Here is a 15542-nt window from a genome sequence, read left to right as displayed (position 1 = left end):
CGCTAGCGAGGTGGCGGCATGAGCGGTCAGGCCCGGAGGCGGCAGCGCAGCGTAACCACGCAGGGCCCCGATCATGCCGCAGGAGGTACAACATGAGTCGCAAGCCCGAGTCGGAGCGCTCCGACTGGACGGAACTGGACCTGCTGACCCGCGAGGAGGCCTACGGCCGCCTGCAGGAGGAGATCGGCGAGGTGGAGGCGCGGCTGCCCGAACTCGGTCCGGCCGACACTGCCGAGCGGGAGCTGCTCGAAACCCGGCTGCGCGCGCTGCGCGAGGCCGCCGCCGATCTGCTCGGCTCCTGACCGGACACGTCGGTCAGGTACGCGGAAAGCATTGCACAACAAAGGAACTGAGGTTGGTATGGGGCGTGTAGAGGGCAAGGTCGCACTCATCACCGGAGCTGGGCGCGGCCAGGGCCGCTCGCATGCGGTGCGGCTGGCGGAAGAGGGGGCCGCCGTCGTGATCACCGATGTCTGCCAGGAGATCAGCCAGGCGCTGCCCTATCCGCTGGCGACGAAGGAACAGCTCGAGGAGACCGCGAAGCTGGTCGAGGCCGTCGGCGGCCGGTGCGTCACCCTCCAGGCCGACGTGCGCTCGCTCAGCGATATGCGGGCCGCGGTCGACGCGGCGACCGCGGAATTCGGTCACCTCGACACGATTGTCGCCAACGCCGGGGTGATGAGTGCCGGTCGCGCGTGGGAATTGTCCGAGGAGGAATGGGACGTCACCATGGACGTCAACCTCAAGGGCGTGTGGAATACCGTGCGTGCCGCGGTGCCCGGCATGATCGCCGCCGATGCGGGCGGATCGATCATCATCACCAGCTCGGCCGCGGGTATCCGGGGCCACGTGCCCTACGCCCATTACGTGGCGAGCAAGCACGGTGTGGTCGGCCTGATGAAGGCGCTGTCCAATGAGCTTGCCAAACACCGGATCCGGGTGAACACCGTGCATCCGACCGGCGTCAGCGACACCGGCATCACGGTGGGCGTGCCGATGGACGAGCTGAAGGAACGCGAGCCGCTGTTCGCGCTGGCCGCGATGAATACGCTGCACACGCACGTCGAGCCGCGGGATATCTCGAATGCCGTGCTGTTCCTCGCTTCCGACGAGGCGCGGTACGTGACGGGACTGCAGTTCACCGTCGACGCGGGGTCGACCACCAAGCCATGAGCGTGCTCCCGACGATCGGATTCCTGGGGGCGGGCCGTATCGGTGAACCGATGGCGCAGCACTTGCTCGCGGCTGGTCACCGGGTCCGCCTGTATACCCGGCGCGCGGAGGTCGGCGACCGGCTCGCCGCTGCCGGAGCCGAACTCGTCGACCGGGTTCGTGATATCGCGGACGCCGACGTCGTCGTCAGCTGTCTGTTCAGTGATGCCCAGGTGCTCGAGGTGCTGCCCGAAATCGTGGGAGCCATGCGCGCGGACGCGATTCTCATATCGCACACCACCGGGACGCCGACGACGCTGCGTCGCCTCGACGAGTTCGCCCCCACCGGCAAGGCCGCGATCGTGGACGGACCGTTCAGTGGGACAGCGGATTCGGCGCGCGCCGGACGGCTCGTGGTCTACCTCGGCGGCGAGCCCGAACATGTGGCGACGGCACGTCAGGTGGTGCGCGCCTATGCCGACCCCGTCATAACGACGGGCGCGCGCGGTACGGCGATGCTGATGAAGCTGCTCAACAATCTGCTGTTCGCGACGATCTCGCAGGTGACATTGCGCGGTCTCGCGGCAGGCCGCGCGGTGGGTATCGAGGACAGCGCCTTGCTCGAAGCCCTCGCGGTCAGCGCCGGTGGCAGCAACGCGGGGCGTCATATCGCGGCAGTCGGCAGTCCTGATCAGTACACCGAAACCGTCAGTCCTTTCCTGCGCAAGGATCTGGCGGCCTGCCGGGAGGTCGCGGCCGAAGTGGGCGTCGACCTCTCGGAACTGCTGGCCATCGCCTACGCCGGGCCGATGGATCTCGGCGAAATCTCTACTCTCGAGAACGGAGTTGTTCGATGAAGATCACGATCGACAGTTCGCTGTGTTCCGGACATGCCCGGTGCGCGGCCGCGGCACCGGAGTTGTTCGAACTCGATGACGACGGTTACGCCCTGCCCTTTGCAGGGGAAGTGCCCGCGCATCTGGAGAATGCGGCACGCGAGGGCGAGATGGCCTGTCCGGAGCGCGCCATCACCATCGAGTAACACCTTTCATCCCCAGCAGCCCATACTCATCGCCTCGTCGAGAACCTGCCGCAGGTCTCTGGACGGGGCGCTTGTACTCGATCACCCCGCCGCCCGCGAGCCTCTAGGCGTTGTTGAGGTACGCGAGCACCGCCAGCACCCGGCGATGTCCGCTGTCTGTCGTCGGCAGGCCGAGCTTCTGGAAGACATTGCCGATGTGCTTGCTCACCGCACGTTCGGTGACGACGAGTGTCTCGGCGATGGTCGCGTTGTCGTGCCCGGCCGCCATCAATTCGAGTACTTCGCGCTCCCGCGGCGTCAGCGAGTCCAGCGGTGAATTCCGTCGGCGGGTGAGCAGTTGGCTCACCACCTCGGGATCGAGCGCGGTGCCACCGGCCGCGACCCGGTCCAGTGCCTCCAGGAATTCGTCGACGCGCCCCACCCGATCCTTGAGCAGATAGCCGACCCCGCTGGCCCCGCCGCCGAGCAATTCGGCTGCATAGGACTCCTCGACGTACTGCGAGAGCACGAGCACCGGCAATCCGGGCAATTCCTTGCGCGCGGCCAGCGCGGCGCGCAGACCCTCGTCCCGGAAGGCCGGTGGCAGCCGGACATCGAGTACCGCGATATCCGGGTGGTGGGTGAGCAATGCGGGCAGGATCTCCGGTCCGCTACCCGCCACGGCCACGACCTCGTGTCCGGCCGAGGTCAGCAATAGGACGAGTCCTTCCCGTAGCAGGGCATTGTCCTCGGCCATCACCACGCGCACGGCAATTCCACCTCGATTTCGGTTGGGCCCCCGACGGGGCTGGTCACAGTAAAGGTTCCGTCGAGCGCGGCGACCCGGCGCTGCATGCCGAGGACACCGGACCCCGCCGCCTCGGAACCGTTGCCCCGCAACATATCCTCGACTCCGCCCCGGCCCTCGTCGCGCACCGACACGCGTAAACCGTTGTGTATCCGGATGATTCGGACCTCGGCCCGCTCGGACCCGCTGTGTTTGGCCACATTGGTCAATGCCTCGGCGACGACGAAATATGCCGCCGCCTCTACCGCCGCCGGGGCGCGCGGCCCCTGCGACATCTGGTCCACGTCAACGGTGACGTCGAGACCGCTGTCGGTCGCGAGTGCCAGGATGGCTCCGGCGAGGCCGCGGTCGGTGAGGATCGGCGGGTGGATCACCCGCACGATGTGGCGCAGTTCGGTCAGCGCTTCCTCGGTCAGTTGCTGCGCCTCGTCGAGCAGCTTGCGCGCGTTCGCGGGATCGCGGTCCAACGCGCGTTTCGCCAGACCGATCCGCATGGACAGCGACACCAGCCGTGCCTGCGTGCCGTCGTGCAGATCGCGTTCGATCCGGCGCAGTTCGGCGCCGTGCGCGGCGATCGCACTGGCGCGCGTCTGCGTCAGCTCGTCGACCCGTGCCGCGAGCCATGCCTTGGGCGGGGGTCGCAACAGCGACCGCGACCATTCGGCGTCCAGATCGGCCAGTCGACCGATCAGGGGGAGTACCAACGCTTTTCGGCCGAGCAGACCGCACCACACGCCGTCGACGGGCAAGCCGATCAACCACAGCGGTATCGCCAGGTAGGCCAGGGCGCCGTAGAAGTAGTAGGCCAGCATCCAGCGCAGGTCGGCGAGCGTGGTCGGATCACGCACGACCGCGCGCAGGCTCTGCCGTAGCAGGCCGTTGATCGGCGAGTACGCCTCAGGGACGGGGCGGCCCGTCCAATCGGCCACCTGGCGCCGCTTGGTGCCCGCGAACTGGCGCACCAACTGGACCGTCACCGGCACCATCCCGATACCGACCAGCGCCAGCGCACCGGCCAGCGTCAGCAACAGCATCGCGATGAACAGGTACGAGCCGAAGGCCAACGCCGCAACTCTGGCCAGCTGCACGGTTGCCCGCGCCGCCTGTCGCACCGTTTTCCGCATGTGACCAGGCTATGCGACGCGGTGCCCGCTGACGGTGTAGTGCAGTACCGCCGAGGGGTGTAGCCAGGTACACCCCGACTTCGGGACCGCGCTCCCTGTTTGCGACGAGCCGCAGCCGGAATCGTTTATGCCAGACGTTAACCGGCTCCGATCTCGAAGGAATCGCCATGAAGTCCGTACAGACGCTGCTCTCCGCGAAGCCCACCCTCTGGTTCCTGTTCCTGTTCAACCTCGCCATCGCGCTGGCGGTCGGCTTCGAACCGGTCGCCGACAGCCTCGGCCTCGCGGGTGTCCAGCAGATAGTCACCTGCGTCGGCATGGGTCTGGTCTCGCTGGGTGCGGGCGCCGCTCTGCTGCGCAGGCGCCTGCAGCTCGTCTGACCCGAACCACGAGAACTACGAAAGAGAGTCAGCCATGCATGCACCCGAGAGCGTACTGGTAGTCGGCGCCTCCGCAGCCGGACTGTCCACAGCGGAAGCCTTGCTGCGCAACGGATATCAGGGCAGCATCACCATCCTAGGAGCCGAACCCGAACTCCCCTACGACCGGCCGCCGCTGTCGAAGCAGATCCTGGCCGGAGCCTGGGAACCCGAGAAGGCGCAACTGCGCCCCACCACGCATCTGGCCGCGATGCCGATGGACCTGGTGCTCGGCGAGACCGCGGTCGCCCTCGACCCGGTGAACCACATCGTGCACGCCGAATCCGGGCTGTCCGTGCAGGCCGACGCCGTCGTGATCGCCACCGGGGTGCGCGCCCGCACCCTGCCCGGCGCGGACGCCCTGGCCGGTGTGCACGTGCTGCGCACCCTCGAAGACGCGATCGCCTTGCGTGCGGACCTGCTGCGCGCCACTCGGCTCGTGGTCGTCGGTGAAGGCGTGCTCGGCTCCGAAATCGCCGCCACCGCAAGGACTATGGGCCTGGATGTCACGGTGGTCGGCCCCCTGTTGGCCCCCATGGCCGGACAGCTCGGCCCGGTGATCGCACCGCTGCTCGGCGACCTGCACACCGAACGCGGGGTGCGGTTGCGGCTCGGCACCGGAGTCAGCGAGTTCATCCACGACGGCGACCGGGTCGGTGGCGTGCGGCTGGATACCGGTGCGGAACTGCCCGCCGATGTCGTGGTGGTCGCGGTCGGCGCGGTCCCGGCGACCGATTGGCTGACCGACAGCGGACTGATACTGGACAACGGCGTGGTGTGCGATTCCTATTGCCGTGCGGCCCAGGGCGTTTACGCCGCGGGTGACGTCGCCCGCTGGCACGACGACCACGTGGGCGGGCTGGTCCGGATGGAGAACCGCACCAACGCCACCGAACAGGCCGCCGCGGTCGCCGCCAATCTGCTCGGCGCCGAACAGCGCTACACCCCGGTCCCCTACTTCTGGACCGATCAGTTCGACACCAAGATCCAGGTCCACGGCACCCTTCCGACCGGAGCGGACGTGGAGATCGTGGACGGTTCCACCGACGCGCGCAGATTCGTCGCCCGCTACACCCTCGACGGCCGGGTCACCGGCGTCGTCGGCTGGAACATGCCCAAACAGACCCGCCTGCGCAGGCAGGAAATCATCGACGCCCGGTCGGTCGCGGCCAGTCGGCACTGACAGCGAGGAGTATCCCATGAAAGTCACCATCGACGAAGACAAGTGCGTCGCCTGCGGGCAGTGCGTCGCCGTCGCCCCCGATGTCTTCGACCAGCGCGACGAGGACGGCATCGTCATCCTGCTCGACGCGAACCCGCCCGAGGACCAGGCCGCCGATGTCCGGGAGGCTGCCGCGGTCTGCCCGGCACTGGTCATCACCATCCAGGAATAACCGTCCGCGAAAGGAAAACCCATGTCCGAGTCCATAATTGCCGCGGACCTGCCCGAATTCCCGATGGCACGGACCGCGGGCTGCCCATTCGGGCCGCCGCAGCGGCAGCGCGAACTGCGGGCCGCGAAACCGCTGTGCCGGGTGCGGATCTGGGACGGGAGCACGCACTGGTTCGTCACCGGCCACGCCGAACAGCGAGTGGTCCTGTCCGACCCGCGGTTCAGCGCCGACGAGCGACGTCCCGGCTTCCCGCATCAGAACCAGGGCATGGCCGAAACCGTCGACCATCGCCCGCTGACCATCTTCAATTCCGATGCCCCGGAACACAGCCGGTTCCGCAGGCTGATGACGTTCCCGTTCACCGTGAAGCGGGTCGAGGCGCTGCGTCCGGTGATCCAGCAGATCACCGATGACCTGATCGACGATATGTTGGCGGGCCCCAACCCCACCGACCTGGTCACCGCGCTGGCGCTGCCCCTGCCGTCGCTGATGATCTGCGAATTGCTCGGTGTCCCTTATGAAGACAAGGAATTCTTCCACCGGCACGCGGGCGTCGCCGTCGACCGCAATGCCACGCCGGAAGAGAACGCACGCTCGTCCACGGAAATTCTGGAATACCTCGCCGCGCTCATCACGGCCCGTATGGATTCCCCTGGCGAAGGCTGGATCTCCGAGCTCGCCGAGCGGGTGGCAGCCGGGGAGGTCACCGTGCACGAGGCCGCGCAGATGGGCGTCGTACTGCTCATCGCCGGACACGACACCAGCGCGAATATGATCGCCCTCGGCACCCTGGCACTACTGCGGAATCCGGAGCAGCTCGCGGTATTCCGCGACAGCGACGATCCGAAGGTCATCGCGGGCGGCGTCGAGGAGATGCTGCGCTATCTGTCCATCGCCCAGCACGGACTGCGCCGAATCGCGGTGGAAGATATCGAGGTCGGCGGCGAGATCATCCGCGCAGGCGACGGCATTGTCGTGCCGCTGCCGGTAGCCAACTGGGATCCGGATGTCTTCCCCGAACCCGAATCGCTCGACCTGCACCGACAGGCGCGCCAGCATCACGCCTTCGGGTTCGGCATCCACCAGTGCGTCGGCCAACAGCTGGCCCGGGTGGAACTGCAGGTCGTGTACGGCACGCTCTATCGCCGCATTCCCACCCTCCGGCTGGCCACCGCCTTCGACGACATCGAATTCAAGGAAGACCACTTCGCCCACGGCGTCCACGCACTACCGGTCACCTGGTAGCTCACGAAAGGTATTGATCACCATGACAAAGGAACTGATCGGCAAGGTTGCGATCGTCACCGGCGGCGCATCGGGAATCGGGCGCACGACCGTCGGCAAATTCGTCGAAGAGGGCGCTCGCGTCGTCATCGCCGATATCAACTCCGAACAGGGTGCCGCCGTGGCCGCCGAGTACGGTCCCGAGGTGCTGTTCAAGCAGACCGACGTCGCGGATTCCGCGCAGATCGAAGAGCTGATCGCCTATACGGTGGAGCAATTCGGCGGACTGCATATCATGTTGAACAATGCGGGTATTCCGACCGTGATGTACCCTCACTTCCTCGACGATCCGCTCGACGACTTCCAGCGGGTGATGGCCGTCGATCTGCTCGGCGTCATGCTCGGCACCCAGCACGCGGCCCGGTATATGGCCGCCAACGGCGGCGGCTCGATCATCAACACGACTTCCATCGGCGGCATCCAGGCTGGCGCGGGCGAGGCGACCTATCGCGCGGCGAAGGCCGGGGTCATCCACTTCACCAAATGTGCCGCCATCGACCTCGCCGCGCACGGCATCCGGGTCAATTGCATTGCGCCGGGCGCGATTCCGACCCCGATCATGGGCAGCACCCTCGCCCATCTGGCAGACGCCGAGGAGATGACCCAGCAGTTACGCGAGGCCATCAAGACCATCCGGCCGCTGCGGCGCGAGGGCTCGGCCACCGATATCGCCGAGGCGACCGTGTTCCTCGCCGGTGATCGGTCCGGCTACATCACCGGGACCGTCTTGCCGGTCGACGGCGGCATCGTCGCGGGCCAGGCGATGAATGCCCTCGCCGATATCGTGGAAACCCGCGCCGACGCCCTCACGGCGTGACCGCATCGACAGGGGCGGCACCACCGTGGTGGCGCCGCCCCTGTGCATGTCCGAACGGCGATTGTGGTTCAGCCAGCGGTCATATCGAGAACGATCTTTCCGGTGGTGCGGCGTTCGGCCACGTCGGTCAACGCGGTGGCGATATCGGCCAGTGGATGGACGTGCGAGACGAGTGGACGCATCCCGTCGCGAACCATCGCGGCGAGCGCGCGATCACCCGCTGCCACAGCATCTTTGGCGTACTGCCGCAACATCCGGATCTCGAAGCCCCGCACGGTCGCTTCTTTGAGCAGTACGAGATTCAGCGGAATGCTGGGAATTTTCCCGTCGGCGTAACCGACCGTGACGAACCGGCCACCGCGCCGCAGTCCGCGCAGGGCGGCCTCCGAGTAGTCACCGCCCACCGGATCGATCACCAGGTGGATACCTTCGCCATCGGTCACTTCGCGCAACCGCTTCTTCAGATCCTCACGGACATAATCGATTCCGGCCTCGGCGCCGAGCTTGCGCGCGACCACGAGCCGATCCTCGCTCGACGCGGCCGCGATCATATGCAACCCCAGCCGGGTGCCGACATCAACGGTGGCCGAGCCGACCCCGCCCGCGGCGCCGAGCACCAGTGCCCACTCCCCCGCCTTTCCCTGGCCGATGGTGACCAGCGAGTGGTAGGCGGTGGCATAAGTGACGTGGAACGCAGCGCCATGGACCATGTCGAGACCGTCCGGAATCGGGCGCAAACCCGCGGCGGGCGCCACGACCTGTTCTGCGAACGCACCGCCCATCACCGCTCCGGCCACCGGTGAACCCACCGGCGGGCCGGACACCCCTGGACCCAAAGCTGTTACAACACCGGCGAATTCACTGCCGGGAGTGAAGGGCAGCGGCAGGGATACCTGATATTTGTTCGCGATGAGCAGTACATCCGGGTAGTTGACCGCAGCGGCATGTACCTGGATCAGCACTTCGCCGGGACCGGGCTGGGGATCGTCGAGCTCGACGACCGAGAGTCCGCCGGGCGCACCGTATTCGGTGCAGCGCGCCGCCCTCATCGGGTCCGCCCAACCGACGGCATCGCCGGATCGCGCGGCAGTCCGAGCACCTGTTCGGCGATGGTATTGCGTTGGATCTCCGCGGTTCCCGCACCGATCGTCGAGGCCCGGGTGCGCAGAAAACCCCACACCCAGCGGCCGCGCTGCACGGCGTGCGGATCGCGCCGACCGAGCACACCGTAGGCGCCGAGCATATCGACGGCGAATTCGTGCAGGTCCTGTTCGAAGGTCACGATGAACAACCGCGATGTGGACGACGCGGGCCCGGGCTCCCCCTTGGCCATGATGTCGGCGATCGTGCGCATGCCCGTCAGCCGCATGATCGACACCCGGATCTCGAAGTCCGCCAAGCGATCACGCACCAGTGGATCCGCGGTCGCACCGCGCTCGTGCGCCAGCTCGATCAGCTCGTCGAGTACGCGGCGGTACATCGCGGCCTGGTTCATCGCCCCGGCCGCGCGCTCATGGCCCAGGCTGGTGCGCACCAGCGGCCACCCGCCGTTTTCCGTGCCGATCCGATCGGCGACCGGCACCCGCACATCGCTGAAGAAGATCTCGCAGAAGTGCGCGTCGCCGGTCAGGTCGCGCAGCGGCCGCACGCTCACGCCGGGCGCGTGCGCATCGATCAGCAGATAGCTGATCCCCTCCTGCCGTGATCCCGGCGGGCCGGTGCGGACCAGGGTGAAGATGATGTCGGCGATATCGGCCGCACTGTTCCACACCTTCTGCCCGTTGACCACATACTCCGCGCCGGGATCATCGGGACCGCCGCCCTCGAGCCGCGCCGAGGTGCGCAGCGCGGGCAGATCCGATCCGGCGCCCGGCTCGGAATAGCCCTGCGCCCAAACCATATCGCCGCGCAACATCGGAGCCAGGAAGCGCTGCTTCTGCTCGACCGTGCCATATTTGATGATCGTCGGCGCGGCGATGCCGAGCCCGGTCCCCAGCGGACCCGGGACCCGGGCCCGCGCGTACTCCTCCTGGTAGATCACCTGACGGCCGAAGCTCAGGCCCATCCCACCGTATTCCCGCGGCCAGCTCGGACCGGCGTATCCGGCGTCGAAAAGCGTTGCCAGCCAAGCCTTCTGCCAAGCCAGCCGCTCGGCCGGATCCTTGGGCCGACGGCCGGGGTGATGGTCGGTCAGGAACGCCCGCAGGCGCGCCCGGAACTGCTCATCGGTCTCGACCTGCTCCTCGGTGAACGTGAGAGTCACCTGGCTCCTCCATGGTTGCGATCGATGCGGCGGTCAGCGCGGGGCCATGCGGATGGCACCGTCGAGCCGGATGGTCTGGCCGTTGAGGTAGGGGTTCTCCAGCATTTCGACGGCGAGGCGGGCGTAGTCGTCACCGTCACCGAGACGCTTGGGATGCGGCACGGTGGCGGCCAGGCCCTCGCGGATGTCGTCGCGCAGCCGGGCGAGCATCGGGGTGTCCATGATGCCCGGCGCGATGGTGTTGACCCGAATCTGCCAGCTGGCCAGATCCCTGGCCCCGACCAGGGTGATGCCGTGCACGCCCGCCTTGGAGGCGGTGTAGGAGGTCTGCCCGATCTGGCCGTCGAACGCGGCGACCGATGCGGTGAGGACGATGGCACCGCGGTCGCCGTCGACGATTTCGTTCGCCGCCATGCGGGCGGCAGCCAGGCGCAGCACGTTGTAGGTGCCGATCAGATTGATCCGCACGACCTCGGCGAAGGTCGCCAGGTCACCGGGGTTGCGATCGCGGTCGATGATCCGGACCCGGTCGCCGCCGCGGCCCGCGCAGTGCACGACGAAACGCAGCGGACCGCTCTTTTCGGCGGCATCGAGGGCGGCGGAGATCTCGGCCTCGTCGGTCACATCCGCGCGCACGAACTGTGCCGCGTCGCCGAGTTCGGCGACGGCCTTGGCGCCCTGCTCCTCGGAGATGTCGGCGAGGACGACGCGGCCGCCGCGGTCGATGATCCGACGCGCGGTGGCCAGGCCGAGCCCGGAGGCGCCACCGGTGACCAGTGCCGAGGAACCGTCGATGTGCATACCAAACTCCTTATAAGCCAAGGGATTTACTGATGATGGTCTTCATGACCTCGCTGGTGCCGCCGTAGATGCGGCTCACCCGGGCGTCGGCGTAGAGCCGCGCGATCGGAGATTCGAGGATGTAGCCGTAGCCGCCGTGCAGTTGCAGGCAGCGGTCGACCACACGGCCCTGCATCTCGGTGCAGAACAGCTTGGTCTTGGCCGCGTCGACGGGACTCAACTCGCCCGCGACCAATGCCGTGATGGCCGCGTCGAGCATGGTCTGAGCGGCCTCGACCTCGGCGGCGATGGCCGCGAGTTCGAATTTGGTGTTCTGGAAGTGCGCGACCGGTTTGCCGAATACCGTCCGGTCCCGGACGTAGGTGATGGTCATCTCGAGCGCGGCCCGCGCCTGCGCGACCGCGCCGACCGAAATGGCCAGCCGCTCCTGCGCCAGATTGCGGCCGAGGTAGGAGAACGCCTCGCCTTCCGCGCCCAGCAGATTGGCGACGGGGACGCGCACATCGGCGAAGGACAGCTCGACGGTGTCCTGCACGGTGAGACCGAGTTTGTCGAGTTTGCGTCCGACGGTGAAGCCCGGCATCCCCTTCTGCACCACCAGCAGGGAGAGGCCCGCGCGACGATTGTCCGGATCGGTGCTGGTCCGTGCGACCACGATGACCAGGTCGGCGTGATAGCCACCGGTGATGAAGGTCTTGGCTCCATTGAGCACGTAGTGGTCGCCGTCGCGAACCGCCTTGGTCGCGACGCCCGCCAGATCCGAGCCGGTTCCCGGTTCGCTCATCGCGATCGCGGTGTAGAGCTCACCCGAGGCCAGACCCGGGAACCAGCGGGACCGCTGGGCGTCGTCGGCCAAGCCGAGGAAGTATGGGACGACGATGTCGAGGTGAGTGCGCAGCCCGCCGAGCGTCACGCCCGCCCGCGCGCACTCCTCTTGAAGCACCACGTTGTAGCGGTAGTCGTCCTGACCGCCGCCGCCGTACTCCTCCGCGATCGCCGTGCCGATGATGCCGAGCTTGCCCAGCGAGGTGAACAGTTCACGGGGAACAAGGCCCGCCTCGCGCCACTGCTCGTACTCCGGGACCACCTCGCGGGCGAGGTAGTCCCGGACCAGGAGGCGGAAGTCCTCATGGTCCTGGGTGAACAGCGTCCGGCGCATCCGGTTACCTCCTCGTAGCGAGCGCGTCGCGATGGACCGCCAAGGGCCGTCGCGCCGAATTCAGTATACGCATTCATTCGGAAAATTAGCCAAATTAAGTATACTGTTCTGAATCGAACGGCCCGGGAGCGGCGCCGATCGACGGCCAGTGCGAAGGAGAAGATGTGTCGGACGAAGTGCTTGTGGAGCGCCGTGGCGCGGTCCAGGTCATAACGATCAACCGCCCGACGGCGAAGAACGCCCTCAATGCCGGAGTCGCGGCCGGGGTGGCCGCCGCGGTCGACGAGCTCGACCAGTCGGACGAGTTATGGGCGGGCGTGCTCACCGGCGCAGGCGGGACGTTCTCGTCCGGAATGGATTTGAAGGCGTGGCTGCGCGGTGAGAGCCCCGCGATCGAAGGCCGCGGCCTGTGCGGAATCACGATGACGCCGCCGCGCAAACCGCTGATCGCCGCGGTCGAGGGGTGGGCCGTCGCGGGCGGCTTCGAACTGCTGCTGGCCTGCGATCTCGTGGTCGCGGCCCGCTCCGCGCGCGTCGGTGTGCCCGAGGTGAAGCGGTCGCTGGTCGCGCGTGGCGGCGCCGCGCTGCTACTGCCGCGGCGGGTGCCGTACGCGATCGCATTGGAGTTGCTGCTGACCGGCGATCCGATAGGCGCCGAGCGGGCGGCCGAGATCGGCTTGGTCAATCGGCTCACCGAGGAGGGCGGCGCGCTCGAAGGCGCCCTGGCGCTCGCCGAAACGATCACGGCGAACGGACCTTTGGCCATCGCGGCGACCAAAGAGATCGCCCGTTCCAGCTCCGACTGGACCCTGGAGGAGGGCTGGGCCAAGCAGGTCGACATCGCACAGCCGGTGTTCTCCTCCGACGATGCCCGCGAAGGCGCCACCGCCTTCGCAGAAAAGAGGGCACCGATCTGGAAAGGTCGCTGATGACCGGCGGACCGCTGGCCGGGTGCCGGGTGGTCGAGCTCGGCGGCATCGGCCCCGGTCCCTTCGCCGGGATGTTCCTCGCCGATCTCGGGGCCGAGGTCGTCCGGGTGGATCGACCGGAGCGCGCCGATGAGCCGGACGCGAGCGGCCCGACCAATGTGACCGACCGCGGAAAGCGATCGGTGGTGCTCGATCTCAAGCACCCGTCGGGTCCGGCCGCACTGCTCGACCTGATCGAGCGTGCCGACGTATTGATCGAAGGATTTCGTCCCGGCGTCACCGAGCGTCTCGGTATCGGGCCGCACGAATGCCTGGCTCGCAACCCCCGGCTGGTCTACGGCCGGATGACCGGATGGGGCCAGGACGGCCCGCTGGCCGCCGCGGCCGGGCACGATATCGGATATATCGCCCTCACGGGGGCGCTGGGTGCGATCGGGTCCGCGGGCGGACCACCGCAGATCCCACTCAATCTGGTCGGCGATTTCGGAGGCGGCGGTTGCTATCTGGTGATCGGGGTGCTCGCCGCGCTGTACGCCGTCGAGCGGACCGGCCGCGGCCAGGTCGTCGACGCGGCCATCGTGGACGGCACCGCGCATCTGCTCGCGAGCACCTTCGCCAAACTCGCGCGTGGCGCGTGGACCGACGAGCGCGGGGTCAATCAACTGGACGGCGGCTGGCCGTTCTATTCCGTCTACGAGACCAAAGACGGTCGGCACATGGCGGTCGGTGCGCTGGAGGCGAAGTTCTACCGGCAGCTGATCGAACTGCTCGACCTCGACATCGACCCGGAACAACAGCACGACCGGTCGACCTGGCCGAAGCTGCGAAATATGTTGGCCGAACGATTCGCCGAGCGGACCCGCGACGAATGGGCTCAGTTGTTCGAAGGGACCGACGCCTGCGTCGCCCCCATCCTCGGCCTCACCGAGGCGGCCGCCCATCCGCATCTGGCCGCACGCGGCAGTGTCATCACCCGGGACGGTGTGGTCCAACCCGCCGCGGCGCCGCGATTTTCGGCCACCCCGGCACAACCGGGCGCGACCGCACCGGCCGTCGGCGCGGACACCCGCGCGGTATTCCAGGATTGGGGAATCGGCAGCGGCGACGAACTCGTCCACAGCGGCGCCGCCAGGCAGGCGAGCCAAGAGGCAACCAACACCAGACCGGGTCGCCACCGTGCTGACCCGCAGGACTGAGGAGGTCCATATGAGAGACGCTGTCATCGTCGATGCGGTCCGCACCCCGATCGGTAAGCGCAACGGGACGCTCGGGCCGGTGCACGCGGCCGATCTGTCCGCGAAGGTGCTCAATGCGCTGGTGGAGCGCAACGGGATCGATCCCGCCGTCGTGGACGACGTGATGTGGGGCTGTGTCACTCAGATCGGCGACCAGTCGAGCAATATCGGCCGGTTCGCCGTACTCGCGGCCGGATGGCCGGAACATGTGCCGGGCGTGACGATCAACCGGGCCTGTGGCTCCAGCCAGCAGGCCATCGACTCCGCGGCGCACGCGGTCATGGCCGGGCAATACGACCTCGTGGTCGCCGGTGGTGTGGAAACGATGACCCGCGTTCCGCTCGGGTCGCACCGGACCACGGGGCAGCCGTACGGCCCCGCCGTGCTGGCCCGCTATGACAACTTCGACTTCAACCAGGGCATCAGCGCCGAGTTGATGGTCGAACGGTGGGGCTTCACCCGCCCCCAGCTCGACGAGTTCGCGGCGAGCTCGCACGCCAAGGCGGCCGCGGCGATCGACGAAGGCGTCTTCGACGATCACATCGTGCCGATCGAGGTCGACGGGACCAAGTTCACCGTGGACGAGGGACTGCGCCGAGGCACCACGGCGGAGAAACTGGCCGGGCTGAAGCCGTCGTTCAAGCCCGACGGCGCAATCCACGCGGGCAATTCGTCCCAGATCGCCGATGGTGCGGCCGCACTGCTCATCACGACCACCGAACGGGCACGCGAACTCGGTCTCACGCCGATCGCGCGCTATCACTCCGGTGCGGTGAGCGGCGCGGACCCGATCCTGATGCTGACCGGGCCGATCCCGGCGACGGAGAAGGTGCTGCGCAAGGCCGGACTGTCCATCGACGATATCGGTGCGTTCGAGGTCAACGAGGCGTTCGCGCCGGTACCGCTGGCCTGGCTGGCCGAAACCGGTGCCGATGCCGAAAAGCTCAATCCGCTCGGCGGGGCGATCGGTGTCGGCCACCCGCTCGGCGGTTCGGGTGCCATTCTGATGACGCGCCTGCTGGCACAGCTGCGGCGCGAGAATCTGCGGTACGGACTGCAGACCATGTGCGAGGGCGGCGGCACCGCCAACGCGACCATTATCGAACTGCTGCACTGAAATTCGAGGAATCCCACAT

General features: G+C 67.6%; 18 protein-coding genes. 12 read left to right on the top strand and 6 right to left on the bottom strand.

Annotated features, from left to right (window positions below):
* Positions 1 to 92 precede the first annotated feature (92 nt).
* From ACQPZ2_RS15570 to ACQPZ2_RS15555, 4 genes are read left to right on the top strand one after another with little or no spacing between them, the layout of a single operon-like run.
* Positions 93 to 302 carry a hypothetical protein gene (locus ACQPZ2_RS15570; protein WP_433526202.1) on the top strand — a complete coding sequence of 70 codons (210 nt, stop codon included), beginning with the start codon at positions 93 to 95 and terminating at the stop codon, positions 300 to 302.
* Between the two features lie 58 nt (positions 303 to 360).
* A complete protein-coding gene (locus ACQPZ2_RS15565) occupies positions 361 to 1173 on the top strand; it encodes a mycofactocin-coupled SDR family oxidoreductase (protein ID WP_433526201.1) in 813 nt (270 codons plus the stop codon).
* Complete coding sequence (locus tag ACQPZ2_RS15560; RefSeq protein ID WP_433526200.1) at positions 1170 to 2009, top strand: NAD(P)-dependent oxidoreductase; 840 nt, start codon at positions 1170 to 1172, stop codon at positions 2007 to 2009. Before ACQPZ2_RS15565 ends, ACQPZ2_RS15560 begins: the two co-directional genes overlap by 4 nt.
* Complete coding sequence (locus ACQPZ2_RS15555) at positions 2006 to 2194, top strand: ferredoxin (protein ID WP_433526199.1); 189 nt, start codon at positions 2006 to 2008, stop codon at positions 2192 to 2194. Before ACQPZ2_RS15560 ends, ACQPZ2_RS15555 begins: the two co-directional genes overlap by 4 nt.
* A 103-nt stretch (positions 2195 to 2297) precedes the next feature.
* Here ACQPZ2_RS15555 and ACQPZ2_RS15550 read toward each other — a convergent pair whose 3' ends face one another.
* Both ACQPZ2_RS15550 and ACQPZ2_RS15545 read right to left on the bottom strand, forming a co-directional pair.
* Complete coding sequence (locus ACQPZ2_RS15550) at positions 2298 to 2942, bottom strand: LuxR C-terminal-related transcriptional regulator (protein WP_433526198.1); 645 nt, start codon at positions 2940 to 2942, stop codon at positions 2298 to 2300.
* Positions 2930 to 4105: a histidine kinase gene (locus ACQPZ2_RS15545; protein ID WP_433526197.1), complete on the bottom strand. Its 1176-nt coding sequence runs from the start codon at positions 4103 to 4105 to the stop codon at positions 2930 to 2932. Before ACQPZ2_RS15545 ends, ACQPZ2_RS15550 begins: the two co-directional genes overlap by 13 nt.
* A 167-nt stretch (positions 4106 to 4272) precedes the next feature.
* On the opposite strand from ACQPZ2_RS15545, the gene ACQPZ2_RS15540 reads away from it, so the two are divergent.
* From ACQPZ2_RS15540 to ACQPZ2_RS15520, 5 genes are read left to right on the top strand one after another with little or no spacing between them, the layout of a single operon-like run.
* Positions 4273 to 4485, top strand: a complete 213-nt coding sequence (locus ACQPZ2_RS15540; RefSeq protein ID WP_433526196.1) for a hypothetical protein — start codon at positions 4273 to 4275, stop codon at positions 4483 to 4485.
* A 34-nt stretch (positions 4486 to 4519) separates the two neighbouring features.
* Positions 4520 to 5707 carry an NAD(P)/FAD-dependent oxidoreductase gene (locus ACQPZ2_RS15535; protein ID WP_433526195.1) on the top strand — a complete coding sequence of 396 codons (1188 nt, stop codon included), beginning with the start codon at positions 4520 to 4522 and terminating at the stop codon, positions 5705 to 5707.
* 16 nt (positions 5708 to 5723) lie between these two features.
* Entirely contained in the window at positions 5724 to 5918 is a 195-nt protein-coding gene (locus tag ACQPZ2_RS15530; protein ID WP_063038717.1) for a ferredoxin, read from the top strand.
* Between the two features lie 21 nt (positions 5919 to 5939).
* Entirely contained in the window at positions 5940 to 7163 is a 1224-nt protein-coding gene (locus tag ACQPZ2_RS15525) for a cytochrome P450 (protein WP_433526194.1), read from the top strand.
* A gap of 22 nt (positions 7164 to 7185) precedes the next feature.
* Positions 7186 to 8019 (top strand): SDR family NAD(P)-dependent oxidoreductase, encoded by an 834-nt coding sequence (locus tag ACQPZ2_RS15520; protein ID WP_433526193.1) that lies wholly within the window; start codon positions 7186 to 7188, stop codon positions 8017 to 8019.
* Between the two features lie 68 nt (positions 8020 to 8087).
* On the opposite strand, the gene ACQPZ2_RS15515 is transcribed toward ACQPZ2_RS15520, so the two are convergent.
* Genes ACQPZ2_RS15515 through ACQPZ2_RS15500 form a run of 4 tightly spaced genes read right to left on the bottom strand, consistent with a single transcriptional unit; the run spans position 8088 to position 12242 of the window.
* Positions 8088 to 9068, bottom strand: coding sequence for an NADPH:quinone oxidoreductase family protein (locus ACQPZ2_RS15515; RefSeq protein ID WP_433526192.1), 981 nt, complete (start codon positions 9066 to 9068; stop codon positions 8088 to 8090).
* On the bottom strand, positions 9065 to 10282 hold the full coding sequence (locus ACQPZ2_RS15510) for an acyl-CoA dehydrogenase family protein (protein WP_433526191.1): 1218 nt from the start codon (positions 10280 to 10282) through the stop codon (positions 9065 to 9067). The genes ACQPZ2_RS15515 and ACQPZ2_RS15510 overlap by 4 nt, the downstream gene beginning before the upstream one ends.
* 33 nt (positions 10283 to 10315) lie before the next feature.
* Positions 10316 to 11083, bottom strand: coding sequence for an SDR family NAD(P)-dependent oxidoreductase (locus ACQPZ2_RS15505; protein WP_063039153.1), 768 nt, complete (start codon positions 11081 to 11083; stop codon positions 10316 to 10318).
* A gap of 10 nt (positions 11084 to 11093) precedes the next feature.
* Positions 11094 to 12242 carry an acyl-CoA dehydrogenase family protein gene (locus ACQPZ2_RS15500; RefSeq protein ID WP_433526190.1) on the bottom strand — a complete coding sequence of 383 codons (1149 nt, stop codon included), beginning with the start codon at positions 12240 to 12242 and terminating at the stop codon, positions 11094 to 11096.
* Between the two features lie 164 nt (positions 12243 to 12406).
* On the opposite strand from ACQPZ2_RS15500, the gene ACQPZ2_RS15495 reads away from it, so the two are divergent.
* The 3 genes from ACQPZ2_RS15495 to ACQPZ2_RS15485 are packed head-to-tail and all read left to right on the top strand — an operon-like array spanning position 12407 to position 15523.
* Complete coding sequence (locus ACQPZ2_RS15495; protein ID WP_433526189.1) at positions 12407 to 13171, top strand: crotonase/enoyl-CoA hydratase family protein; 765 nt, start codon at positions 12407 to 12409, stop codon at positions 13169 to 13171.
* Positions 13171 to 14367 carry a CaiB/BaiF CoA transferase family protein gene (locus ACQPZ2_RS15490; RefSeq protein ID WP_433526188.1) on the top strand — a complete coding sequence of 399 codons (1197 nt, stop codon included), beginning with the start codon at positions 13171 to 13173 and terminating at the stop codon, positions 14365 to 14367. Before ACQPZ2_RS15495 ends, ACQPZ2_RS15490 begins: the two co-directional genes overlap by 1 nt.
* Positions 14368 to 14377: 10 nt before the next feature.
* The gene (locus tag ACQPZ2_RS15485; RefSeq protein WP_433526187.1) at positions 14378 to 15523 is read left to right on the top strand and encodes a thiolase family protein; all 1146 of its coding nucleotides are present in this window, start codon (positions 14378 to 14380) and stop codon (positions 15521 to 15523) included.
* Positions 15524 to 15542: the final 19 nt, after the last annotated feature.

It is taken from the genome of Nocardia pseudovaccinii (genome assembly GCF_050942345.1).
Classification (GTDB): domain Bacteria; phylum Actinomycetota; class Actinomycetes; order Mycobacteriales; family Mycobacteriaceae; genus Nocardia; species Nocardia pseudovaccinii.
The sequence above is the reverse complement of the archived record's forward strand: the minus strand, read 5'-3'. Positions and strand labels throughout refer to the sequence as shown.

Excerpts from the sequence above, each read along its gene's own strand:
- ACQPZ2_RS15570 (WP_433526202.1), top strand. The coding sequence starts at position 93 with ATGAGTCGCAAGCCCGAGTCGGAGCGCTCCGACTGGACGGAACTGGAC.
- ACQPZ2_RS15565 (WP_433526201.1), top strand. The coding sequence starts at position 361 with ATGGGGCGTGTAGAGGGCAAGGTCGCACTCATCACCGGAGCTGGGCGC.
- ACQPZ2_RS15560 (WP_433526200.1), top strand. The coding sequence starts at position 1,170 with ATGAGCGTGCTCCCGACGATCGGATTCCTGGGGGCGGGCCGTATCGGT.
- ACQPZ2_RS15555 (WP_433526199.1), top strand. The coding sequence starts at position 2,006 with ATGAAGATCACGATCGACAGTTCGCTGTGTTCCGGACATGCCCGGTGC.
- ACQPZ2_RS15545 (WP_433526197.1), bottom strand. The coding sequence starts at position 4,105 with ATGCGGAAAACGGTGCGACAGGCGGCGCGGGCAACCGTGCAGCTGGCC.
- ACQPZ2_RS15540 (WP_433526196.1), top strand. The coding sequence starts at position 4,273 with ATGAAGTCCGTACAGACGCTGCTCTCCGCGAAGCCCACCCTCTGGTTC.
- ACQPZ2_RS15535 (WP_433526195.1), top strand. The coding sequence starts at position 4,520 with ATGCATGCACCCGAGAGCGTACTGGTAGTCGGCGCCTCCGCAGCCGGA.
- ACQPZ2_RS15530 (WP_063038717.1), top strand. The coding sequence starts at position 5,724 with ATGAAAGTCACCATCGACGAAGACAAGTGCGTCGCCTGCGGGCAGTGC.
- ACQPZ2_RS15525 (WP_433526194.1), top strand. The coding sequence starts at position 5,940 with ATGTCCGAGTCCATAATTGCCGCGGACCTGCCCGAATTCCCGATGGCA.
- ACQPZ2_RS15520 (WP_433526193.1), top strand. The coding sequence starts at position 7,186 with ATGACAAAGGAACTGATCGGCAAGGTTGCGATCGTCACCGGCGGCGCA.
- ACQPZ2_RS15515 (WP_433526192.1), bottom strand. The coding sequence starts at position 9,068 with ATGAGGGCGGCGCGCTGCACCGAATACGGTGCGCCCGGCGGACTCTCG.
- ACQPZ2_RS15505 (WP_063039153.1), bottom strand. The coding sequence starts at position 11,083 with ATGCACATCGACGGTTCCTCGGCACTGGTCACCGGTGGCGCCTCCGGG.
- ACQPZ2_RS15500 (WP_433526190.1), bottom strand. The coding sequence starts at position 12,242 with ATGCGCCGGACGCTGTTCACCCAGGACCATGAGGACTTCCGCCTCCTG.
- ACQPZ2_RS15490 (WP_433526188.1), top strand. The coding sequence starts at position 13,171 with ATGACCGGCGGACCGCTGGCCGGGTGCCGGGTGGTCGAGCTCGGCGGC.
- ACQPZ2_RS15485 (WP_433526187.1), top strand. The coding sequence starts at position 14,378 with ATGAGAGACGCTGTCATCGTCGATGCGGTCCGCACCCCGATCGGTAAG.